18 protein-coding genes are annotated in these 19,808 nt (G+C 59.5%); 6 read left to right on the top strand and 12 right to left on the bottom strand.

The genetic code is table 11. The features are described from left to right. Nucleotides 1–67 precede the first annotated feature (67 nt). The 6 genes from SCU88_RS06505 to hpxU form a co-directional block, all read right to left on the bottom strand. Complete coding sequence (locus SCU88_RS06505) at nucleotides 68–409, bottom strand: tryptophan synthase subunit beta (RefSeq protein ID WP_138096211.1); 342 nt, start codon at nucleotides 407–409, stop codon at nucleotides 68–70. Nucleotides 410–432: 23 nt separating this feature from the next. Then, nucleotides 433–2,376 (bottom strand): cyclic di-GMP receptor LapD, encoded by a 1,944-nt coding sequence (lapD, locus tag SCU88_RS06500; protein ID WP_175339535.1) that lies wholly within the window; start codon nucleotides 2,374–2,376, stop codon nucleotides 433–435. Nucleotides 2,377–2,385: 9 nt separating this feature from the next. Then, complete coding sequence (lapG, locus tag SCU88_RS06495) at nucleotides 2,386–3,078, bottom strand: cysteine protease LapG (protein ID WP_175339534.1); 693 nt, start codon at nucleotides 3,076–3,078, stop codon at nucleotides 2,386–2,388. Nucleotides 3,079–3,814: 736 nt separating this feature from the next. Then, the gene (gene hpxK, locus SCU88_RS06490; RefSeq protein ID WP_175339533.1) at nucleotides 3,815–5,080 is read right to left on the bottom strand and encodes an allantoate amidohydrolase; all 1,266 of its coding nucleotides are present in this window, start codon (nucleotides 5,078–5,080) and stop codon (nucleotides 3,815–3,817) included. Next, on the bottom strand, nucleotides 5,077–6,312 hold the full coding sequence (locus tag SCU88_RS06485; RefSeq protein WP_175339532.1) for an aminotransferase class V-fold PLP-dependent enzyme: 1,236 nt from the start codon (nucleotides 6,310–6,312) through the stop codon (nucleotides 5,077–5,079). The genes hpxK and SCU88_RS06485 overlap by 4 nt, the downstream gene beginning before the upstream one ends. Before the next feature lie 223 nt (nucleotides 6,313–6,535). Beyond that, a complete protein-coding gene (hpxU, locus tag SCU88_RS06480; RefSeq protein ID WP_138096206.1) occupies nucleotides 6,536–7,375 on the bottom strand; it encodes a MurR/RpiR family transcriptional regulator HpxU in 840 nt (279 codons plus the stop codon). A gap of 150 nt (nucleotides 7,376–7,525) precedes the next feature. On the opposite strand from hpxU, the gene SCU88_RS06475 reads away from it, so the two are divergent. Genes SCU88_RS06475 through hpxZ form a run of 4 tightly spaced genes read left to right on the top strand, consistent with a single transcriptional unit; the run spans nucleotide 7,526 to nucleotide 11,069 of the window. Beyond that, nucleotides 7,526–9,109: a gamma-glutamyltransferase family protein gene (locus tag SCU88_RS06475; protein ID WP_138096205.1), complete on the top strand. Its 1,584-nt coding sequence runs from the start codon at nucleotides 7,526–7,528 to the stop codon at nucleotides 9,107–9,109. A 12-nt stretch (nucleotides 9,110–9,121) separates the two neighbouring features. Next, nucleotides 9,122–9,304 (top strand): oxalurate catabolism protein HpxX, encoded by a 183-nt coding sequence (hpxX, locus tag SCU88_RS06470; protein WP_138096204.1) that lies wholly within the window; start codon nucleotides 9,122–9,124, stop codon nucleotides 9,302–9,304. Continuing rightward, nucleotides 9,301–10,698 (top strand): AtzE family amidohydrolase, encoded by a 1,398-nt coding sequence (locus SCU88_RS06465; RefSeq protein WP_175339531.1) that lies wholly within the window; start codon nucleotides 9,301–9,303, stop codon nucleotides 10,696–10,698. Before hpxX ends, SCU88_RS06465 begins: the two co-directional genes overlap by 4 nt. Next, a complete protein-coding gene (hpxZ, locus tag SCU88_RS06460; protein WP_175339530.1) occupies nucleotides 10,695–11,069 on the top strand; it encodes an oxalurate catabolism protein HpxZ in 375 nt (124 codons plus the stop codon). Before SCU88_RS06465 ends, hpxZ begins: the two co-directional genes overlap by 4 nt. Before the next feature lie 196 nt (nucleotides 11,070–11,265). On the opposite strand, the gene puuE is transcribed toward hpxZ, so the two are convergent. Genes puuE through SCU88_RS06445 form a run of 3 tightly spaced genes read right to left on the bottom strand, consistent with a single transcriptional unit; the run spans nucleotide 11,266 to nucleotide 13,662 of the window. After that, nucleotides 11,266–12,207, bottom strand: a complete 942-nt coding sequence (gene puuE / locus SCU88_RS06455) for an allantoinase PuuE (protein WP_175339529.1) — start codon at nucleotides 12,205–12,207, stop codon at nucleotides 11,266–11,268. Nucleotides 12,208–12,214: 7 nt separating this feature from the next. After that, nucleotides 12,215–12,952, bottom strand: coding sequence for an allantoin racemase (gene hpxA, locus SCU88_RS06450; protein ID WP_175339528.1), 738 nt, complete (start codon nucleotides 12,950–12,952; stop codon nucleotides 12,215–12,217). A 2-nt stretch (nucleotides 12,953–12,954) separates the two neighbouring features. After that, complete coding sequence (locus tag SCU88_RS06445; RefSeq protein WP_175339527.1) at nucleotides 12,955–13,662, bottom strand: FCD domain-containing protein; 708 nt, start codon at nucleotides 13,660–13,662, stop codon at nucleotides 12,955–12,957. Between the two features lie 107 nt (nucleotides 13,663–13,769). On the opposite strand from SCU88_RS06445, the gene SCU88_RS06440 reads away from it, so the two are divergent. Further along, nucleotides 13,770–15,278 carry a cytosine permease gene (locus SCU88_RS06440; protein WP_175339526.1) on the top strand — a complete coding sequence of 503 codons (1,509 nt, stop codon included), beginning with the start codon at nucleotides 13,770–13,772 and terminating at the stop codon, nucleotides 15,276–15,278. Continuing rightward, a complete protein-coding gene (gene guaD, locus SCU88_RS06435; protein ID WP_175339525.1) occupies nucleotides 15,275–16,594 on the top strand; it encodes a guanine deaminase in 1,320 nt (439 codons plus the stop codon). The genes SCU88_RS06440 and guaD overlap by 4 nt, the downstream gene beginning before the upstream one ends. 680 nt (nucleotides 16,595–17,274) lie before the next feature. Here the strand turns inward: guaD and uraH are convergent. The 3 genes from uraH to SCU88_RS06420 are packed head-to-tail and all read right to left on the bottom strand — an operon-like array spanning nucleotide 17,275 to nucleotide 19,467. Beyond that, the gene (gene uraH / locus SCU88_RS06430) at nucleotides 17,275–17,610 is read right to left on the bottom strand and encodes a hydroxyisourate hydrolase (RefSeq protein WP_175339524.1); all 336 of its coding nucleotides are present in this window, start codon (nucleotides 17,608–17,610) and stop codon (nucleotides 17,275–17,277) included. Beyond that, nucleotides 17,607–18,107 carry a 2-oxo-4-hydroxy-4-carboxy-5-ureidoimidazoline decarboxylase gene (gene uraD, locus SCU88_RS06425; RefSeq protein ID WP_175339523.1) on the bottom strand — a complete coding sequence of 167 codons (501 nt, stop codon included), beginning with the start codon at nucleotides 18,105–18,107 and terminating at the stop codon, nucleotides 17,607–17,609. Before uraD ends, uraH begins: the two co-directional genes overlap by 4 nt. Then, nucleotides 18,085–19,467, bottom strand: coding sequence for a solute carrier family 23 protein (locus SCU88_RS06420; RefSeq protein WP_175339522.1), 1,383 nt, complete (start codon nucleotides 19,465–19,467; stop codon nucleotides 18,085–18,087). The genes uraD and SCU88_RS06420 overlap by 23 nt, the downstream gene beginning before the upstream one ends. Nucleotides 19,468–19,808: the final 341 nt, after the last annotated feature.

Here is a 19,808-nt window from a genome sequence, read left to right as displayed (position 1 = left end):
ACCGATCCATCCGGATCAAAAATGGAACAGCAAATGACGCTCAGCGCCGGAACGCGCCGCCGATGCCCTAAATAAGCCCTTCATCATCGTCATCGATCAGTCCCTCAAGACCGCTCAGACTCCGGCGCGCCTGGGCGCGGTTAATCAGTTTGGCCTGAGCTGCTTCCGGCAGATCGGTAATGCTAATCACCCCTTTACTCATCAACACTTCAATCAGGTCTTCCAGTACGCGAACCATCTCCAGATCGCTCTGCTGAAGCTTGCGCAGCGACGCCTCTCTGGCCTCCTGGGCCTTCAGCCACCTGTCGAGCTCCGCTGTGCGGGCTTCGCTATGCTCCGTCATACCGGTAAAAGGGGTGCTATCCACCCGGGTTATCTGCCCTGCGGCATCTCGTTCGATGTAATACATAGGTACGACTCCTTGATAAACGATTAACCGCGCAGCGTACTGGCATCGGCAAAGTAGCGCCCCATAGCGCCGTACAAGCCAATACGTTCCAGTATCGCCAGCTCGCCGGCCGTTTCCACTCGCTCCGCTATCAGCGGTAAATCAATCTGCCGGGTGGCCCAGTAAATCGCTTCAATAAACAGACGTTTATCTTCTTCAGTATCGATATTGCGTACGTAGCTGCCGTCGACTTTGATCCAGGCCAGCCCCCACTGGGGCAGGTTGCCGATGAGATGGAACTGCCCACCAAAGTGCTGGATCCCCAGGCGGCAGCCCACCATTTTCAGGCGCCGGATCACTTCGCTCATGCGCTCGGCATCCGGCAGTTCATTTTCATCCAGCTCCAGGGTCAGCCTGGCCGCCAGCGTCGGCGTCTGCTTCAACGGCAGCAGTAGCGCCTCCAGGCTTTCGTCGTCGGCCACGCTTTCACCGCAGATACTGAGCGACAGCACGCCGTCCGTGCGATCCATTTCGCGCAACGTCTGTTTCAGCATTACCTGATCCATACGCTGACCCAACGCCAGCCGGTGGATCCACGGCATAAAGCGGCTGGCTGGCAGGATTTCCCCTTCCGCCGTTTTAATCCGCGCCAGAATTTTGTGGTGCAGCACCACCCGCTGGTTGTTGCACTCAAACACCGGTTGGGAAAACAGCTCAAATGACTCCGCATCCAGTACCGCCGTCAGCCGGGCGAACCAGCTATGACGATCGCCATCAACGTCAGTGACCTGCGCTACTACCGGGTTTGCGAAGAAGCGCATTCGGGTTTCGGCCTCGGCCAGCGACTGATCCGCCTGCCTCAGCACCGCCTGTGAGGCATCGCCCGACTGGAAAGTGACCTGCGCCAGATGCGCCACCGGCGAAACATCGCTAATGCCGGTTTCATACAAGGCTTTCAGTTGGGTGCCGAGCTGGCTGACCAGGTTCTCCATTTCCTGCGGCAGAATCTCCTGCCCGACCAGGGCGAATTCGCCGCCACGGATACGGGCCAGAAAACCGTCCGTGGGGAAGAAACGCTTCTGGGTTTCGCCCAGCATCCCGGCTACGGCCTTCAGCAGCTCGTCGGTTTTCCCGCCGCCCATACGTTGGTTCAGCCCCATCAGATCCTGAACCCGCACCAGCAACAGATGTCCGGTGGATTTATCTTCATCGCTCAGTCTCGCCTGCAGGTGGATGTCGAAGGCCCGGCGGTTATTCAGACCGGTCAGGCTGTCGTGATAGGCCTCCTGCCTCAGCGTCTCGGTACGCTGCGCCTGTTCGCTAAACAGCGCCTTGAGCTGCATCACCATCATATTGGTAGCCTCCACCACTCGCCGCAGCTCCGGGGTTTTCGGCAGGGTCGGCAGGCTCAGGAACTCACGGTGGCTGATGGCCGTGGCCTGTTTCACAATATAGTTTAGCGGACGCAAACGGCGACGCAGGAAAACAGTGACGCCTATTACGCACAGCAAACTGCATCCGGCGAACCAGAAGAAGCTATTCACCATGCTTTCCCACAGACGCTGAAGCGCAAACATCGGGTGGCTGACCACCTCTACCCGGGCATACTGGGTCCAGCCGCGCATCACAATCGCTTCCCCCTTCCCCGGGTTAAGGTTCACCATCCGCACAAACCAACCGGGCAGCCCTGCATCCTGCGGCTTTCCGTGACGCTCAGTCAGTACCTTCTGGGTTTTCAGGCTGACCACCCGAATACGATAGAAGTAGCCGCTGTCGAAAATCGAACTGACCAGCAGATCCGTCATGGTGGGATCGTCAATATTCGCCGTCAGTGAAACCCCCAGCGCCGTCGCCGTATCCTGAGCGTGGGCGCCAAGCTGGTTATGGTACTGCTCGCGTGATGACTCCAGGGCCACATAAAAGTTGCCGCAGAACACCACGATAGCGAACAGACAAATGCCAATCAGTAGCTGTTTATAAAGAGACATGGCTACTTCCTATTCATTGATGGAAAACCCTTCCGCACGCATCCGGGTCAGAAGATCCTGCCAGCGCGACAGGCGCTTACTGTCGCCCACCTGGCGGCTGCCATCCGCCTTCGGCAACCACAGCCCGGCGCCGTTAAACGAATAGACTGGCAGCAGATCCGGACGTTGAGTCGCCGGTAAAATGGTACCGTTAAGATTATCAAGGACCAGCGGGATAGCGTCCGGCGTCTGATACCAGGTCAGCACCATATGCGCCTGATTCAGGCGCAGCGCCTTAACGTAGGTGATGCGCAGCTGGCTGGCCGGAATCCCCATTTTCCGTAGCGAGAAATATTTGGCGATGGCGTAATCCTCGCAGTCGCCGGCCCCCTTACGTAAAAACTCGACGGGCGTGGCCCAGTAGTCCTGCTGGCCCCATACCACGCGGTCATTGCGAAACGCCATCCGACTGTTAAAAAAGCGGTTTACGCGGTTAAGCGCCCCCTGCACATCACCATTCACGGGCCGACTTACCAGCGTAGCCCATTCATCGATACGCCGCTGGGCGGCAGGCGTTGCCGGGCCGTACAGCTTCTGGGTCCGGGCATTGATGGCAACGAAGTCCCAGCTGGCGGCCAGCTGCGGTGAAAACGCCAGCAGCGCCAACAGCCAGACGGCCAGCCAGCGGCGCAGCGTTACTGTTCTCAGCAGCCCGTCACGCATGGAGAACCTCTGGCGACCGCTGCAGCAAAGACTTGCTCCGGGCGACATAGCCGGAAAGAGAGTGCACTACATCAACGATCGACCAGTCAGGACAAAGCTCAGGCAATGGCGCGGCCCGCAGCTGCGCTGCCGCCGGTCGAATCAGCCCAGGCAAATGACTTAGTGACATCAGGGTATCCTGTCGCGGATAACGATCGTTAATCATTAGCCGAATTGAGTGCCCGACCGGCACAAAAAAATAGCTAACCGCATCTTATTTTTAACGTAATGGAAGAAATCGAACAATAAAAAAGCAACAGGTTAAATACAGCTAATGAACATAAAATTAAATCATAACCGTCTGTTGCTACTGTAATTTTTCAGACAGGGTTATTCTGGCCGATTATTTAAGCAAGGTAAAGTAAAGCCTGAAGTAATATCATTACCAACCCAGCATGCCACTCTGTTAACAAGAGAAATAAATAGTTAAAAAACAAATAATTAATCAAAAACACGCAATACACCCACTACAAACCCAGGCGTTTTCATGGTGAAATAATCCCGCCAAAAACTATTAACAACAGAAGAAATAATCACCAGGATAAAAAAAACCAAGATTCTTCTCAAACCCAATCGCCAAACAAAATCAGTCTTCAGGCGAATGCCTGATACGCATTCCCCGCTGCTGATAAAAACACATTCTTAACAGTCTTGCGCTATTTTTAGTCAGACGCCGAAACGCCCAATGAAATTCCCATTAAGAATCACCGCATGCGACAGCATTTACCGCATAACAGAATGCCTCAATGGCCAGCGCCACATCCGCAGCCATGACCGATTCCGCCGGATGATGGCTGATACCGCCCTGACAGCGTACAAACAGCATACCCACGGGCCAGCAGCCTGCGATAGCGATAGCGTCATGCCCGGCGCCGCTGGGGAGCGACAGCGCACGCCCCTGCACCCGGGATACCGCCTGTACCAGCCGCTGTTGCAGTTCGGGATCGCAGCGCGTTGCCGCCATCCGGTAATACTCTTCAGCGCTAAATTGCACACCGCGACGTTGGGCGATGTCTCCGGCCTGAGCCAGCAACGCCTGCTGGAGCGCCTCCAGCGCTTCATCTTCCGGCCCGCGAACATCAAGGGTCAGCGTAACCTCGCCCGGAATCACGTTTACCGCGCCGGGGGCGCAGCTCAGCGTCCCGATGGTCGCCACCTGCTGGCGGCCATGCTGCTTTGTGATGCTTTCCACTGCCATCATCCATTCGGCGGAAGCGGCCAGAGCATCCTGCCGGTGATTCATCGGCACCGTTCCGGCATGGCCCGCCAGACCGGTGAAGCGGCAGGTCAGGCGCCGGGCGCCGTTAATGGCCTGCACCACGCCCAGCGCCAGCCCTTCCTGCTCCAGGCACGGCCCCTGTTCGATATGCAGCTCCAGATAAGCGGCGATCTCCTCCCTGTTGCGGGCCGCCTGGCCAATGTTTGCGCCATCCAGCCCTGCGCTTGCCAGCGCCTGGGCCACGCTAATGCCCTGTGCATCCTGCTGCTGAAGCCATTCCGACGGCCAGTCGCCGGTAAGGCCCCGACTGCCCAGTAGCGTAATGCCGAAGCGGGTACCCTCTTCGTCGCCAAAACCGACAATCTCTACCGCCATCGGTAATCGCCTGCCCCGATCGTGCAGCGCCTGTACGACTTCGATAGCCGTTAGTACGCCCAGCATGCCGTCGTAACGTCCGGCATCGCGTACCGTATCCAGATGCGAACCCAGCAGCAGCGCAGGCGCTCCCGCCAGCTCCCCTTCATAGCGCCCGCAGATATTGCCGACGCTGTCCTGCCAGACCCGCATGCCCGCCTGCTCCATCCAGTGCCCCACCAGGGCATTGGCCCGGAGGTGCTCGGGCGAAAGATAGACCCGGGTCAACCCCCGGGGCGTTTCGCTGATATCCGCCAGGTGGTCGGCCCGCTCCATCACCCGGGCTGCGGCCAGTTGAGACGCGCTGGCGGCAATGGTCGTTTCACTCATGCCTGACTCCCGTAGTGGTCCCATGCCGCCTGGAGCCCGGCTCCCTGAGGCGTGGTAAATTTCAGATGATTGAGGACCGATTCCAGGGCGCTCAGGGTGGTCATCACGCAGGCCTTACGGGCGTTATAGCCCATGGTGCCTATGCGCCACACCTTGCCGTGCAGCGGACCAAAAGAGGTGCCGATCTCAATCCCGAAATCGTCCAGCATCAGAGCGCGCACCTGGTCACCGTTAACGCTCTGGGGAATCACCACGCCGAGCACGTTGTTCATCTTGTGGGTCAGATCTCCGAACGTTTCCAGCCCCATGGCCTGCACCCCTTTCAGCAGGGCATCGCCGTGCAGCTTATGGCGGGCGATGCCGTTATCTAATCCTTCCTGCAGAATCAGGCGTGCACACTCGCGGGCGCCAAACAGCGCGCTGGTAGCTTCGGTATGGTGGTTAAGCCGCTCCGGCCCCCAGTAGTCCATGATCATGCCGAGATCGAAGTAGTTGCTGTAGATCATCTCGTCATCACCGTCCTGGTGGGCGTCGGTGCGGATCCCGGCTTCCACGCACTTACGGCGACGAATCACCTCCTCCATGGCCGGACTCAGAGTAATGGGAGATGTGCCGGAAGGGCCGCCCAGGCACTTCTGCATTCCGGCAGACACGGCATCCAGCCCCCAGGCGTCGGTTTCCAGCGGATTGCCTCCCAGGCTTGCGGTGGCATCGGTGTAGAACAGCACGCCGTAGCGACGGCAGATCTCACCCAGTTGATCCAGAGGCTGGAGCATAGTGGTGGAGGTATCGCCCTGTACCGTCAGCAGCAGCCGCGGACGCACCCGCTTAATAGCGTCCTCAATGACATCCGACGTGAATACCTGCCCCCAGGGCACCTCGATGGTATGCACCTCGGCGCGGCAGCGGCGGGCAATTTCACACAGCAGATGGCCGAAGCGGCCAAAGACCGGCACCAGCACCTTATCCCCCGGGCGAATCGCCGAGGTTAAAATAGCTTCGATCCCTGCCCGGGAGGTGCCGTCCACCAGCAGCGTCCAGCGGTTTTCCGTGCGGAATACGCCGCGATACAGCGCCATCACCTCATTCATATAGTGGGTCATGGCCGGATCGTACTGACCTATCAACTGGCTCGACATAGCTCGCAGTACCCGGGGGTCGGCATTGATCGGCCCCGGCCCCATCAGCAGACGCTGGGGCGGATTGAGTTGCGGAAATTGCGTGATGTCCATGAGGGGTTCCTTTTATGTCGGGTTCACCGTAATGAAACGAAAGATTCTTTAATGGCGGATACTGCAACTAATGTGCCACATCAGGATAGTCCAAACCACCGTCAGTTTTTCCCGGTAACTCATGAATAACAATCAGAAATCGGATAATACCGGTCTGTTTATCACGCAAACCGGCATCATAAAATTGCACCATAAATGTGCAAAGCACCGCCATGGCGCACCATTATCGCTGTTCCAGTTCGTCCAGCTTCTGGTAGAGATCGGCAATCTGGTGAATCCGCTGGCGGCCGCTGCTCAGCATTTCATGCAGCAGTGCGTTAGCCAGCAGGTTGATCAGACTGTTGGCGCAGGCATAGCTGTCGTAGGCCGAAACGCTGTCCAGCGGCGCGCAAAGTCGCCAGCGGGCCAACGGAAACAGGCTCTGGGCCTGAGGTTCGCATATCAGCAACACCGGCACTTGCGCCTTCTGTAGCTGCTCCAGTAGCGGACGCACAATGCGCGGACGGCGGCGAAACGCCACCATCACCACCAGATCGTCGGGTGCGGCATCCACCAGCTCTTCGCTTAACGTCTGGCCCGGCTGGGGCAGTAACTGTACCTGCCCACGGGTCTGCAATAGCTGCTGACGCAGGTGCAACGCCGCAGGCCACGAGTTACGCAGTCCGATAATCAGAATACGGCGGGCCTCTGCCAGCCCGGCAATGGCGCCGGAAAACTGATCGGCATCCAGCTCACTGGCCCAGCGGGTCAGGTTCGCCATCTCCTGCTTGTAATGGCGCGCCAGCAGGGTGTTGCCCTGCACGGCATCGCGATTATCGGTCAGGGGCATGCCGCTCTGGCGCAGGGTGCGCAGCTCTTCGCGCATCTCCCGGTATTTGTCATAGCCCAGGCGCTTAAACAGGCGGCTGACGGTGGCCTTGGATACGCCGCTTAGCCTTGCCAGTTCGGCGCTGTTATAGCTAATCAGATCGTCGAAATGGTCAAAAATAAAGTCGGCGACCCGCTGTTCCTGTGGCGACAGAGTGCTGTACTGGCTTTTCAGGCGTTCATCCAGTTGCTTCATTACGACTCCTGTAACTTTTGTTTCACCGTTATCGTACAGTCAAAACCCGTGCCAGATGATAAAAATTCTGCGCTGAGACGTTTGTCTCAATTGTGGAATAGCTTTTGCAGGCGTGTATGTTTGAATTCCGTCAAACGATAAGGAGCAACGATGCAGAGCAATATGGCGCCCCACGGCATGGTCGTGACGCCACACCATCTGGCAAGCCAGAGCGCGCTTGCCGTGTTGCGCGACGGCGGAAGCGCCATTGAGGCGATGGTCAGTGCCGCGGCCAGCATCGCCGTGGTCTATCCCCATATGAACGGCCTGGGCGGCGACGGCTTCTGGCTGATTGTGCCGCCAGAGGGCGAGCCCATCGCCATTGACGCCAGCGGCGCCGCCGGTTCGCTGGCGACTCCTGATGCCTATGCAGGGCTGGCTCAAATCCCCCAGCGCGGCCCGCAAGCGGCCCTGACCGTGGCCGGAACCGTTAGCGGCTGGCAGGAGGCGCTAACGATTTCGCAATCCCTGACCGGTCGCGCCCTGCCGCTGAGCCGACTGCTGGACGATGCCACTCGCTATGCCGACCACGGCATTCCGGTGACTGCCTCCCAGGTCGGCGCCACCGCCAGCAAGCTGGCCGAGCTTCGTGATGTGCCCGGCTTTAGTTCCGCCTTTTTGCTCAATGGCGAAGTGCCCCACACCGGCCAGCGCTTTCGCCAGCCCGTGCTGGCTAACACCCTGCGCCAGCTCGCCCGGGAAGGGCTGGAAAGCTTTTATCGCGGCGAGCTGGCAAACGCCATCGCCGCCGATGCCGAACGTCTGGGCATGCCGATAACGCTTGAGGATCTGCAAAACCACCGGGCGCGACGCCCCGCGCCGCTGCGCCTGGATCACAGCCGGGGAACGCTCTGGAATCTGGCGCCTCCGACCCAGGGGCTGGTTTCGCTGGCGATCCTCGGCATTACCGACCGGCTGGCAATGGCCGATGCCGATGAGGTCGACACCGTACATCGCATCGTGGAAGCCACTAAACAGGCTTTTGGGCTACGGGATGCCCACATTACCGACCCCCGCCATCTGCAGGTGGATATTCAGAGTCTGCTGACCCCCGAATGGCTGGAAGCCATGGCTGCTGCCATCGACACGACTCAGGCGGCCCCATGGGGCAAGGGTAAAGGCCCTGGCGACACCGTCTGGATGGGCGCAATGGACAACAGCGGTCTGGCGGTCTCATTTATTCAGAGCATCTATCATGAATTTGGCAGCGGCGTGGTGCTCCCCGGCAGCGGCCTGCTGTGGCAGAACCGCGGTGCCGCCTTTAGCCTCGATCCCGAACACCTGCTGGCGCTGGCTCCGGGCAAACAACCGTTCCATACCCTGAACCCGGCCGCCGCCCGTCTGAAAGATGGCCGCACCCTGGTCTACGGCAGCATGGGGGGCGACGGTCAGCCTCAGACTCAGGCGACCCTTTTTACCCGTTACGTCATACAGAACATGGCGTTGCAGGAGAGCATTCGCGCGCCCCGCTGGCTGCTGGGCCGCACCTGGGGCCAGTCTTCCGACTCACTGAAGCTGGAAGGCCGGTTTAGCGAGGAAAGTTCAGCGCGGCTGCGGACGCTCGGCCACGAGGTTGAAATGCTCGAGGAATTTAGCGAAGCCGTGGGCCACGCGGGCGCCATCGTGCGCCACCCCGACGGCGTGTTTGAAGGGGCATTTGACCCACGCAGCAACGGCAGCGCCGCTGGCTACTGACAGGAGAATCCGATGACCACCGAACAACAGGCGGCCTGGCTGGCCGCTATGGCGCAAATGCTGGAAATTGAACTGGATGACGCCCGGCGCGCCGAACTGCTGGCGCGCTTTCGCCATATCGCCACCATGGCGGCGCCGCTCATGGAGTATCCGCTGGACGAACGACTGGACGTAGCGGGAGTGTACCGGCCATGAAACTACAGGATCTGAGCATCAATGAACTGCGCGGCGCGCTGGCCCGGGGGGAACTCAGCGCCCGGGAGATAGCGACCCGCACTCTGCATGACATCGAGCGCCTGAATCCGCGCCTTAATGCCTGGACCGCCGTCACCGCAGAGCGCATGCTCCAGGAAGCGGAGCGTATTGATGCACTGCGCCGCAGCGGACAGCCGCTACCTGCGCTGGCGGGCGTTCCCTGGGCGGCCAAAAATCTGTTCGATGTGGCCGGGCATACCACCCTGGCAGGCGCACGGCTGCTCAGCGAGCGCCCCGCCGCCGCCCGGGACGGCTATGCGGTACGCCAGCTTCACCACGCCGGTGCGCTGCTTTCCGGTATGGTCAATATGGACGCCTACGCCTACGGCTTTACCACCGAAAACAGCCACTATGGCGCCACCCGCAACCCCCACGATACCGACCGCGTTGCAGGCGGTTCCTCCGGCGGTTCGGCGGCGGCGGTGGCGGCGGGCACCGTCCACTTTGCGCTGGGCACCGATACCAACGGTTCAATTCGGGTGCCTTCTTCGCTGTGCGGTATCTTTGGGCTGAAGCCCACCTTTGGCCGCCTTTCGCGATCCGGCTCGCACCCTTTTGCCGCCAGCCTCGATCATATCGGACCGATGGCCCGTCGGGTGGCGGATCTGGCTGCGGTTTATGACGCATTGCAGGGGCAGGATCCCGACGACGGTTTCCAGGCTGAACGGCCCGTTGAGGCAACCGCTCCACTGCTGCATCGCGGTATGGAAGGGCTACGCTGTGCGGTATTGGGGGGCTTTTTTACCACCTGGTGCGACGATGAAGCCAGAAGCGCACTACAGCGGGCCGCTCAGGCGCTGGAAGCCCGGGAGGAATTGCAGTTCCCTGAAGCGGAGCTGGCGCGCTCGGCGGCCTTTATTATCACCGCCTCAGAAGGGGGAAACCTTTATCTGCCAGAGCTGAAGCGCCAGCCGGAACTTTTCGAGCCCAACTCCCGGGAGCGCCTGCTGGCAGGCGCCATGCTGCCCGCAACCTGGTATCTTCAGGCCCAGCGTTTCCGCCGCCTGGCGCGCCAGAAGTTCCAGGCGCTGCTGGCCCAGGCCGACGTACTGATCGCCCCCGCCACACCTTGCAGCGCCACGCGAATCGGCGAACAGGAGATGATTATTAACGGTCAGCCGCTACCGCCCCGCGCCAGTATGGGAATGCTGACCCAGCCCATCTCTTTCCTGGGGCTGCCGGTGGTCACGGTGCCGCTGCGCACCTCCGGCGGATTGCCCATAGGTCTACAACTGATTGCCGCTCCCTTTAATGAGCAGGCCTGTCTGCGCGCCGCCCGGGCGCTGGAGCAGATGGGGATTACCGACGCCCGTCCTGCGGAGATAACATCATGAATATCAATCAACCCAATGTGGTGGACGAAGTCAGTAGCGCCTTCTATCGCTATGAGCAGGCGCTGGTCAGCAATGATACCGCCGTGCTGGATGAACTGTTCTGGCACAGCGAACTGACGGTGCGGCTTGGCGCCGGTGAAAACCTGTACGGTATTGAGGCGATCCGCGCCTTCCGCGCCGCCCGTCCCTCGGCCGGTCTGGACCGGCAGTTGCGTAATACGGTCATCACCACCTTCGGCCACGATTATGCCGTGTGCAGCACCGAATTTACCCGCGAGGGAACGGCGCGTATCGGACGCCAGCAGCAGACCTGGGTACGTTTTGACGAAGGCTGGCGCATTGTGGCGGCGCAGGTGAGTTTGATGGGGTGACGGCAGGCCATAGAAAAACCGGCTGGTGAGGCCGGTTTTTTATTTCGGTCTGAGCGCCTGGACCTGACCGGAATGAAACTATCTTCAACTAACAACTGAATGCTATGACCTCCTGAGCAATGTTGCAACAGGCCCCCTCACCCCAACCCTCTCCCCGATGGGGAGAGGGAGTTTTAAGGGCGGAGAGCTCTCAACATCACCCCAAATACGGATGCGCCTGACGCCAGTGATCGGCAATCTGCTGGCGGGTACAGACCCACACCCGGTCGTGCTGGCCGATATAGTCCAGAAAACGCTGCAAGGCCCGAAAACGCCCCGGCCGCCCCAACAGACGACAGTGCATCCCCACCGACATCATTTTCGGCGCCTGTTCGCCCTCTTCATACAACACGTCGAAGCTGTCCTTCAGGTAGGTATAAAACTGCTCCGCGCAGTTAAAACCCTGGGCGGTGGCGAAGCGCATATCGTTGGCATCCAGGGTGTAGGGCACAATCAGGTGCGGCTTACGCGCGCCATCCCTGCACTCCACCCTGGTCCAGAACGGCAGATCGTCACCGTAGTAGTCGCTGTCATAGCTAAAACCGCCGTGCTCCACCACCAACTGACGGGTGTTGGGGCTGTCGCGCCCGGTGTACCAGCCGGTGGGCGCTTTGCCGAACAGCTCCGTTAGCAGTTCCACCGCCTGGTTCATATGCTGGCGCTCGGTTTCGATATCCATATCCTGATAATGAAGCCAGCGCCAGCCGTGGCTGACCACGTCATAGTCGGCCTCTTTAATAGCCGCCACCACCTGCGGGCTACGGGCCAGCGCCATCGCGACACCGAATACCGTTAGCGGTAAGCCGCGTTTGCGGAATTCATGGTGAATACGCCAGAACCCGGCGCGACTGCCGTACTCGTATAAAGATTCCATCGACATATGGCGCTCCGGGTAGCTGGCGGCGCCGATAATATCGGAAAGAAACTGCTCGGAACCGGCATCGCCGTGCAGCACATTATTTTCCGCGCCCTCCTCATAGTTCAAAACAAACTGTACCGCGATGCGCGCATTGTCCGGCCATTCCGCATGGGGCGGATTTCCGGCGTAGCCCTGCATATCGCGCGGGTAGTTATGATGGATAGCGTCTTGATGTGTCATGTCCGTATTACTCCTGATTAAAAAACTGAAACCGACCGCTTAACGGTTTGGGACGTGGCCAGGCCAGATCCCCCTGCTTACTGGTGGAAAGCTCCAGCGCCACCAGCGACTCAACCATTTTGACCGCAGCACTAACGCCGTCGATAACCGGCACGCCCAGCTCGCGGGTCAGGTTGCGAGCCAGGTCGGCCATTCCGCCGCAGCCCAGCACAATGGCGCCACAGCCATCCTGCTTCAGGGCGTTTACGCAGCCTTCGTACACTTTGCGCTGCGCCAGACCACTGCCATCTTCCAGCGCCAGCACAGGCAGATCGATGGCATGCAGCCCCGCACAGTGGTCGCTGAAGCCGTACTGGCGCAACAGGTGGCGGGCAATCACCAGGGTGCGCGGTAGCGTGGTCACCACCGAGAAACGGGTTGCGACCATGGTCGCCATATGCATCGCCGCCTCGGCAATGCCCACGACCGGTCCGCGGGCCAGCTCCCGGGCCGCCAGCAGCCCCGGATCGCCAAAGCAGGCGATGATGTGCCCCGCCACGCCCTGTTCACGACCGGCTTTTACCTGTTCCAGCACGCCAATTGTCGCAATGGCTTCATCGAAATGACCTTCGATAGAGGGCGCTCCTTCTGCCGGGCAGACCGCCAGAATGTCGGTGTCCGGCGCGGCGGCAGCCCTGGCGGCGGCGCCGATGGTTTCGGTCATCGCCTGACTGGTGTTGGGGTTAATCACTTGTATACAACGCATCTCTAAAGCTCCCTGGGTCCGGCGGCGAACAGCCGGGTGAAATCAGGCAGTGTCACGCCGCCGCGCTCGAAACAGAGGCTGGCGACGATGGTGTCGAAATGGTGAGTCAGGGCATCGCTCAGGCGCTGGAGGTCACCGCCGCGCAACAGCGCAATCAGGCTTTGGTGGTCATCGCAGCGGCATCCCTGGCGCCAGGGTGCGCCCCACGCGGCAATCACCAGTGAGGAACGCTGGCACAGCCGGGTGACCATGCCGGTCAGCACCTGATTGCCGGAAATAGCCTGAAGCTGAATATGAAATTCGGCGGAAAGGCGAATGGCCACCGGGCCATCGCCCCTGCCCCGGGCATGCCGTTCCTGTTGCGCCAACTCCCCCAGCGCCGCCAGATGAGGAGGCTGACAGTGGGCGAGAACCTGAGGCAGATTCGCCACTTCAAGCAGAGCCCGGGTACGAAAAATATCCCGCGCTTCTTCCTGCGATGGCATAGCCACCTGTGCACCACGCCTGGGCAACAGCACCACCAGTTGCACAGCCGCGAGTCGTTGCAGCACATTGCGAATACCGGTGCGGCTCACGCCAAAGGCTTCGGCCAGTGCCTCTTCCGGCAGCCGACATCCCGGCACCAGTTGGTGCTCGACAATAGCGCGCAACAGCGCCTGATAAATCGCCTCGTCCCCACTCTGCGGGGCTTTATGCCGCGGGTTCTTCATCCTTCTCCTCCACGCGCTTGTATACAAAAATCGCCAGGCTGGCCCGAATCCTGCAATGACCGTTACAGGTCCGTAACAAACGGTTTTCATTAACAGGAGCAGGTTTCATGCCAGACTATCGGGATGTGCAAAATATTAAGGCTGCTGGATCCAACGCGGGATACAGCCCACGCCTTTACAATGAAGACCTGGCGCCAGATCGCCATCAGCGCTGGAACTGGTACAACATCTTTTCTTTCTGGATGTCGGACGTGCACAGCATGGGTGGGTACGTGGTGGCCGCCAGCTTCTTTGCGCTGGGGCTGGCAAGCTGGCAGGTGCTGCTGTGCCTGCTGGTCGGTATCTGTATCGTGCAACTGTGCGCTAACCTGGTGGCCCGCCCCAGTCAGATGGCGGGCGTTCCCTACGCGGTGGTGTGCCGACAGGCCTTTGGCGTATTCGGCGCCAATATTCCGGCGGTGATCCGCGGGCTTATCGCCTTCGCCTGGTACGGTATTCAGACCTGGCTTGCCGCCAATGCGCTGATGCTGGTGGCCCTGAAGTTCTGGCCTTCACTCACGCCTCTGACTCAGGGCGGCGCGCTGGGCCTTTCGACCCTGGGCTGGATCTGCTTCGCCATTATGTGGGTATTACAGGCCATGGTGTTCTGGCACGGGATGAACGCCATCAAGCGCTTTATCGATATCGCCGGACCGGCGGTTTATGTGGTGATGCTGGCGCTGGCGGGCTGGATTGTGTACAAGGCGGGGCCCAACGGCATCTCCTTTACCCTGAGCAGCAAGTCCCTGAGCTCCGGGGAACAGGCCTGGCAGATGGTGAGCGCCACTGCGCTGGTGGTCTCTTATTTTTCCGGCCCGCTGCTCAACTTCGGCGATTTTGCCCGCTACGGTAAAAGCATGGGGGAGATCAAACGCGGCAACCTGTGGGGACTCCCCTTTAACTTTCTGCTGTTTTCGGTGGTGACCGTGGTGATTGTTTCCGGCACCCGGTCGCTGTTCGGGCGGATGATTACCGACCCCATCGAAACCGTCAGTCATGTGGGCAACGATATTGCGGTCGCCATTGGTCTGCTGACGATGATCACCGCCACCATCGGTATTAATATTGTGGCGAACTTCGTCTCGCCCGCTTTCGATTTTTCTAACTGCGCCCCCCAGAAGATCAGCTTTCGCACCGGCGGTATGATTGCGGCGGTGGGCTCCGTGCTGCTGACCCCCTGGAACCTGTTCAACTCGCCAGAGCTGATTCACTATACGCTGGATGTGCTGGGCGCCTTTATCGGCCCGCTGTTCGGTATTCTGCTGGTGGATTTCTACCTGGTTAATCGCGGGCGAATTTCGGTAGACGATTTATTCAATGCCACGCCCCAAGGGCGCTACTGGTATCGCAACGGCTTTAACCCCAAAGCCATTGGCGCACTGCTGCCGTCGGTTGCTATCGGAGTTATCATGGTTATCGTCCCCGCCCTGCAACCGCTGGCGAGCTTTAACTGGTTTATCGGCGTGCTGACCGGCGGCCTGGCCTATCGCTGGCTGGCCAGACACGAACTCGCAGGCATCCGCCCGGGCCGTTCACGCCCGGCCATGGTTATCCAGAAGGAGTCCGCATCCCAATGATTGATTACCACCATGCGCTGCGCGGTGCCTTTTTTGACATCACCGCCACCGTCGATAGCCCCGATGATATTGCGCGTCACGCCCGCTATATCGAAGACGGCCTGCTGTTTATCCGTGACGGCCATATTCTGAGCCTCTACCCCTGGCAGGAGGGAGAGCAGTATCTGAATCCCGCTCAGGGGTATCGTGACCTGCGCGGTAAACTGATTCTGCCCGGCTTTGTGGATGCCCACATTCACTATCCTCAGACCGAGATGATCGGCGCCTTCGGCGAACAGCTACTGACGTGGCTCACCAATTACACCTTCCCGGTAGAAGCGCAGTTTGGCGACCCGGAATACGCCGCCCAAATCGCCCAATTCTTTATCGACCAGTTGCTGAGTAACGGCACCACCAGCGCGCTGGTGTTCTGTACCCGTCACCCGGAATCGGTGGAAGCGCTGTTCAGCGCCGCCAGCCGTATCGATATGCGTCTGATTGCCGGAAAAGTGATGATGGACCGCAATGCGCCGGACGAACTGACGGAAACGGCGCAGCAGAGCTACCAGCAGAGTCGCGAACTGATCCAGCGTTGGCACCGCCGCGGCCGGCTGGGATACGCGATAACGCCGCGCTTTGCGCCGACCTCTTCCCCCGCGCTGCTGGAAGCGGCGCGTCAGCTACGCGAAGAGTTTCCCGATACCTGGCTGCATACCCATCTGAGCGAAAACCAGGACGAAATCGCCTGGGTTAAGCGGCTATGGCCGGAACATCAACACTATCTGGATGTTTACCACCACTACCAGCTCACAGGAAAACGCAGCGTTTTCGCCCACGGTATTCACCTGGAAGACGAAGAGTGGCAATGCCTGCACCACAGCGGTTCGGCCCTTGCCTTCTGCCCCACTTCGAACCTGTTTTTGGGCAGCGGCCTGTTCCGGCTGGCCCAGTGCTGGCGCAGCCGGGTGCCGATGGGGATCGGCAGCGACGTGGGGGCTGGCACCACCTTTAATATGCTTCGTACTCTGGGCGAGGCCTATAAAGTCGCCCAGCTCCAGAGCTACCGGTTGCCTGCCTGCGAGGCGTTTTATCACGCAACCCTGGGCGGTGCACGGGCGCTGTGCCTGGAGGATAATATCGGCAACTTCCTGCCCGGCAAAGAGGCCGACCTGGTGGTTATCGATCCCCAGGTCACACCCCTGCAACGCCTGCGAATCAGCCACTGCAAGGATATTTATGAAACCCTGTTTGCGCTGATGACATTGGGAGACGATCGCAATATTGTGCAAACCTGGGTGAATGGCGAGTGCGCGTGGCGCAATGAAACGCACACATAGCGATACAACCGAACAGCCTGTATTGCCATCAGTGACACCATTGGGCACTATTTGCTTCGGCTTATTTTGCCCCATACACTCAAGGAATGAATGATATATAAGTATTTCAATCCGAATGTCGAAACCCTGTTATCCGCTATTCGTTCCGAAACGGTTCAACATCCTGAATGGGTGAAAACGGATGATGATTTTGTGGTCTGGATTGGGTCATTACGCAAGGAGTCCTGATGCCTGTTCATTCTTGATGAATATGCCGCGCAGGAGAAGGTTCCGTTCACCCTAAGGTGATTTTGCTTATGTAAACAGCGGAGCCGGTGGGGTTTTATTCCGGCTTAAAAAACGCCGGAGCGTTCACGCAGGGCCGGAGGAGCGACATGGATGTCGCGACAGGGCGAGGCCGCCAGGGATGGCGGCTCTCGCCCGGTCCGAAAAGCCCGGAGTGATAAGCGAAGGGGCCCCGAAGGGCGTTTTTTACTGCCGGAAAACCCGGGTTGCCAGGGAGCGGCGACTGAGCCCCTAGCCCCTGGCCCGTTCACCGGCTGTGAATCAGCAGAGAAGCAGTGACTCAAAGTGAACGGAACAGCCCACCGCATCATCATATTCTGCCGCTCTTTGTTTTCAAAAGCGTCACGCTTATCCGCAATGGCCCCTGACAACACCCTGGCCTGACAGCCAGATGCTCAACTCCCCCGGTAGGTAGACCATCCCCCGGGCGCGATAGTAAAGGGCAGATGGTAATGTTCATCGTCCTCGCCGAGTACAAAGTCGATACAGGCGCAGGGATAGAGGCTTTGCAAATCCCGGGCAGCAAACCAGTCGCCCAGTTCGGCAATCAGTTGATAGCGCCCGGCGGGCAGCGGTTGATCGCTAAAAGCGGCGATGCGTCCGTTATCGTTGGTAGTGGCCCGGCCCAGTTCCTGACGGGCCTCCCCTTCCAGGCGCAGCAGCCGAACCACCACGCCTGCCGCCGGTTTACCGCGGCTGATATCCAGAATATGGGAACTCAGACTACTCATTCGCTTATGACTCCTTCCAGTCTTAAGAGCGTAATTTCAACCAGTTGCGCCAGGGTTTCCCGCAGTTCCTTAGCATCGCCGTTATTCAACCGGCGCTCCAGCGCCGCCAGTATCTCTTCGCCGCTGCGCCCCTTAGCGCGAATCAGAAAAACCCGGCCAAAGCGCGCTTCGTAGCGCGCATTGCCTTCCTTTAGCGCCTGAGCCAGTCGGGCGTCGTTATCGTCGACCGCCGACTGTTCACGGCGGGAAAATTCAGCGTGTCCCCCGGTCGTCTGTGGCTTTTCGCCAATGCGCGGATGGGCGCTCAGCGCCTGAGCAAGTTCAGCCTCGCCCCAGCCAGCCGCCAGGGTCCGGGCTTTATCCAGCAGCGCCCCGCGGCTGGCGTAAGGCCGCTCTGCCACCAGTTGTTCCACCCAGTGGGGGATAGCCACACAGGGGGCAAGCAGTGCCCGGGCCTGTTCGTTGGAAAGTTGATTAAACGGAATCAGGGCTGTCATGACCACTCCTTGCGGTTAGCGCCGGGCTGGCCTTTTCGCCCGGCATAATCAGATTCAGAACAATGGCGGTTAAACCGCCGCTGGCCGCCGCCGAGCCCATCAGCGTCGCCACAATATCCGGAAAGTGGACCAGCGCTCCCGGGACCGCTTCGCTGCCCAGGCCAATACCGAACGACAGCCCAACGATCAGCATATCGCGCTGGGTTAACGGATTCTGGGTGATGATACGGATACCGGCGGCCACCACGCAGCCGAACATCACCATGGTCGCGCCCCCCAGCACCGGCGCCGGGATCTGGCGCAGCAGTTCGCCAAACGGCGGGAACAGTCCCAGCACAATCAGGATCCCCGCCATATAGCGCCCCACGTAGCGGCTGGCGACGCCAGTCATCTGAATCACGCCGTTATTCTGGGCGAAGGTAGTATTAGGGAAGGCGCACAACGCGGCGGCTACCATGCAGCTCAGTCCATCCGCCAGAATGCCCCCTTTCAGGCGCGAACGAAACGCCGCGTTATCGATAGGCTGTTGGGAGATAAGGCTGTTGGCGGTGAGATCCCCGACCGCTTCCAGCACGCAAACCAGCGAAACCAGCGCGATAGGCAGAAAGATAGCCCAGTTAAACTGGAAACCGAACGGAAACAGCGCCGGTAACCGGAACCAGCTATCGCCAGGCATTGTCGGATGAAAGTTGCCGGTCAGCGCCGCCGCAATGCAGCCCACTACAATACCGATAACGATAGAGGCCAGCCGCAGCCAGCGATTGCGCGAACAGCTCAGCAGAACGATCACCCCCAGAGTACCGGCCCCCAGTGCAATATTGGTCGGGCTGCCGAAATCCCCGGCGCCCTTACCGCCGCTCCAGTTCATGACGCTGACTTTAATCAGGCTGATGCCGATCAGGGCGATCACGGTGCCAGTGATTAACGGCGTGAAGATCCTCTTCAGCGGCTCGATAAAGCGGCTGATCAATACCGGCACCAGCGCTGCAACGAAGTTCACCCCGAACAGCATCGCCATAATATCCTCAGGACCGCCGCCCTGCCCTTTAACCCACAGGCCGCCGGAGATAGCGACGCCAACAAACGCAAAGCTGGTGCCCTGCATGCAGATCATTCCGGCGCCGATACCGCGAATGCGATTGGCCTGGAGCAGAGTACCGATACCGGAAGCCAGCAACGACATGCTGATCAGATACGGCATCCAGGGGCCAAGCCCCAGCGCCGCGCCAATAATCAGCGGCGGCGTAACAATGCTAATAAGCCCGGCCAGCACGTGTTGCAGGGCGCTAAAGAAGCCGGGCAGCGGCGCAATACGTTGTTCAAGACCGTAAAGCAGCGGGTTGTTGTTTGCGTCTGACATGGTCAATCCGTCCCCTTAAAAGAAGTTACCCGGGTGTTGCACAAACCACGCCAGGTTATCTTCCCCAATGGAACACCACGCCGCCATGTATTTTTATTCTTTTAATATCAATATGTTAAATTGTCGCATTTTTCGATTTCGGGGATTACTCCCCCTGGCGCCACAATGAAACTTTAGATTCTTGAAATCGACCGGTGAGATCAAATGTTCCAAAAAAAGGCGTAAGCAACGCCTGATTGCATCAATATAGTGCACCAGAATGCATCATTGTCGACTTAGACGCCGGATAGCGCGCCATGCCAGCCTGGTACGCAAATTGCTGAGGTCTGTTACGCAAACAC

Source organism: Jejuibacter sp. L23, assembly GCF_050815825.1.
In the GTDB taxonomy this organism is placed as follows: Bacteria; Pseudomonadota; Gammaproteobacteria; order Enterobacterales; family Enterobacteriaceae; genus Jejubacter; species Jejubacter calystegiae.
This window is presented reverse-complemented; position numbering and strand designations above follow the sequence as displayed.

Coding starts and splice junctions, on each gene's coding strand:
- SCU88_RS06505 (WP_138096211.1), bottom strand. CDS start 409: ATGTATTACATCGAACGAGATGCCGCAGGGCAGATAACCCGGGTGGAT.
- lapD (WP_175339535.1), bottom strand. CDS start 2,376: ATGTCTCTTTATAAACAGCTACTGATTGGCATTTGTCTGTTCGCTATC.
- lapG (WP_175339534.1), bottom strand. CDS start 3,078: ATGCGTGACGGGCTGCTGAGAACAGTAACGCTGCGCCGCTGGCTGGCC.
- hpxK (WP_175339533.1), bottom strand. CDS start 5,080: ATGAGTGAAACGACCATTGCCGCCAGCGCGTCTCAACTGGCCGCAGCC.
- SCU88_RS06485 (WP_175339532.1), bottom strand. CDS start 6,312: ATGGACATCACGCAATTTCCGCAACTCAATCCGCCCCAGCGTCTGCTG.
- hpxU (WP_138096206.1), bottom strand. CDS start 7,375: ATGAAGCAACTGGATGAACGCCTGAAAAGCCAGTACAGCACTCTGTCG.
- SCU88_RS06475 (WP_138096205.1), top strand. CDS start 7,526: ATGCAGAGCAATATGGCGCCCCACGGCATGGTCGTGACGCCACACCAT.
- hpxX (WP_138096204.1), top strand. CDS start 9,122: ATGACCACCGAACAACAGGCGGCCTGGCTGGCCGCTATGGCGCAAATG.
- SCU88_RS06465 (WP_175339531.1), top strand. CDS start 9,301: ATGAAACTACAGGATCTGAGCATCAATGAACTGCGCGGCGCGCTGGCC.
- hpxZ (WP_175339530.1), top strand. CDS start 10,695: ATGAATATCAATCAACCCAATGTGGTGGACGAAGTCAGTAGCGCCTTC.
- puuE (WP_175339529.1), bottom strand. CDS start 12,207: ATGACACATCAAGACGCTATCCATCATAACTACCCGCGCGATATGCAG.
- hpxA (WP_175339528.1), bottom strand. CDS start 12,952: ATGCGTTGTATACAAGTGATTAACCCCAACACCAGTCAGGCGATGACC.
- SCU88_RS06445 (WP_175339527.1), bottom strand. CDS start 13,662: ATGAAGAACCCGCGGCATAAAGCCCCGCAGAGTGGGGACGAGGCGATT.
- SCU88_RS06440 (WP_175339526.1), top strand. CDS start 13,770: ATGCCAGACTATCGGGATGTGCAAAATATTAAGGCTGCTGGATCCAAC.
- guaD (WP_175339525.1), top strand. CDS start 15,275: ATGATTGATTACCACCATGCGCTGCGCGGTGCCTTTTTTGACATCACC.
- uraH (WP_175339524.1), bottom strand. CDS start 17,610: ATGAGTAGTCTGAGTTCCCATATTCTGGATATCAGCCGCGGTAAACCG.
- uraD (WP_175339523.1), bottom strand. CDS start 18,107: ATGACAGCCCTGATTCCGTTTAATCAACTTTCCAACGAACAGGCCCGG.
- SCU88_RS06420 (WP_175339522.1), bottom strand. CDS start 19,467: ATGTCAGACGCAAACAACAACCCGCTGCTTTACGGTCTTGAACAACGT.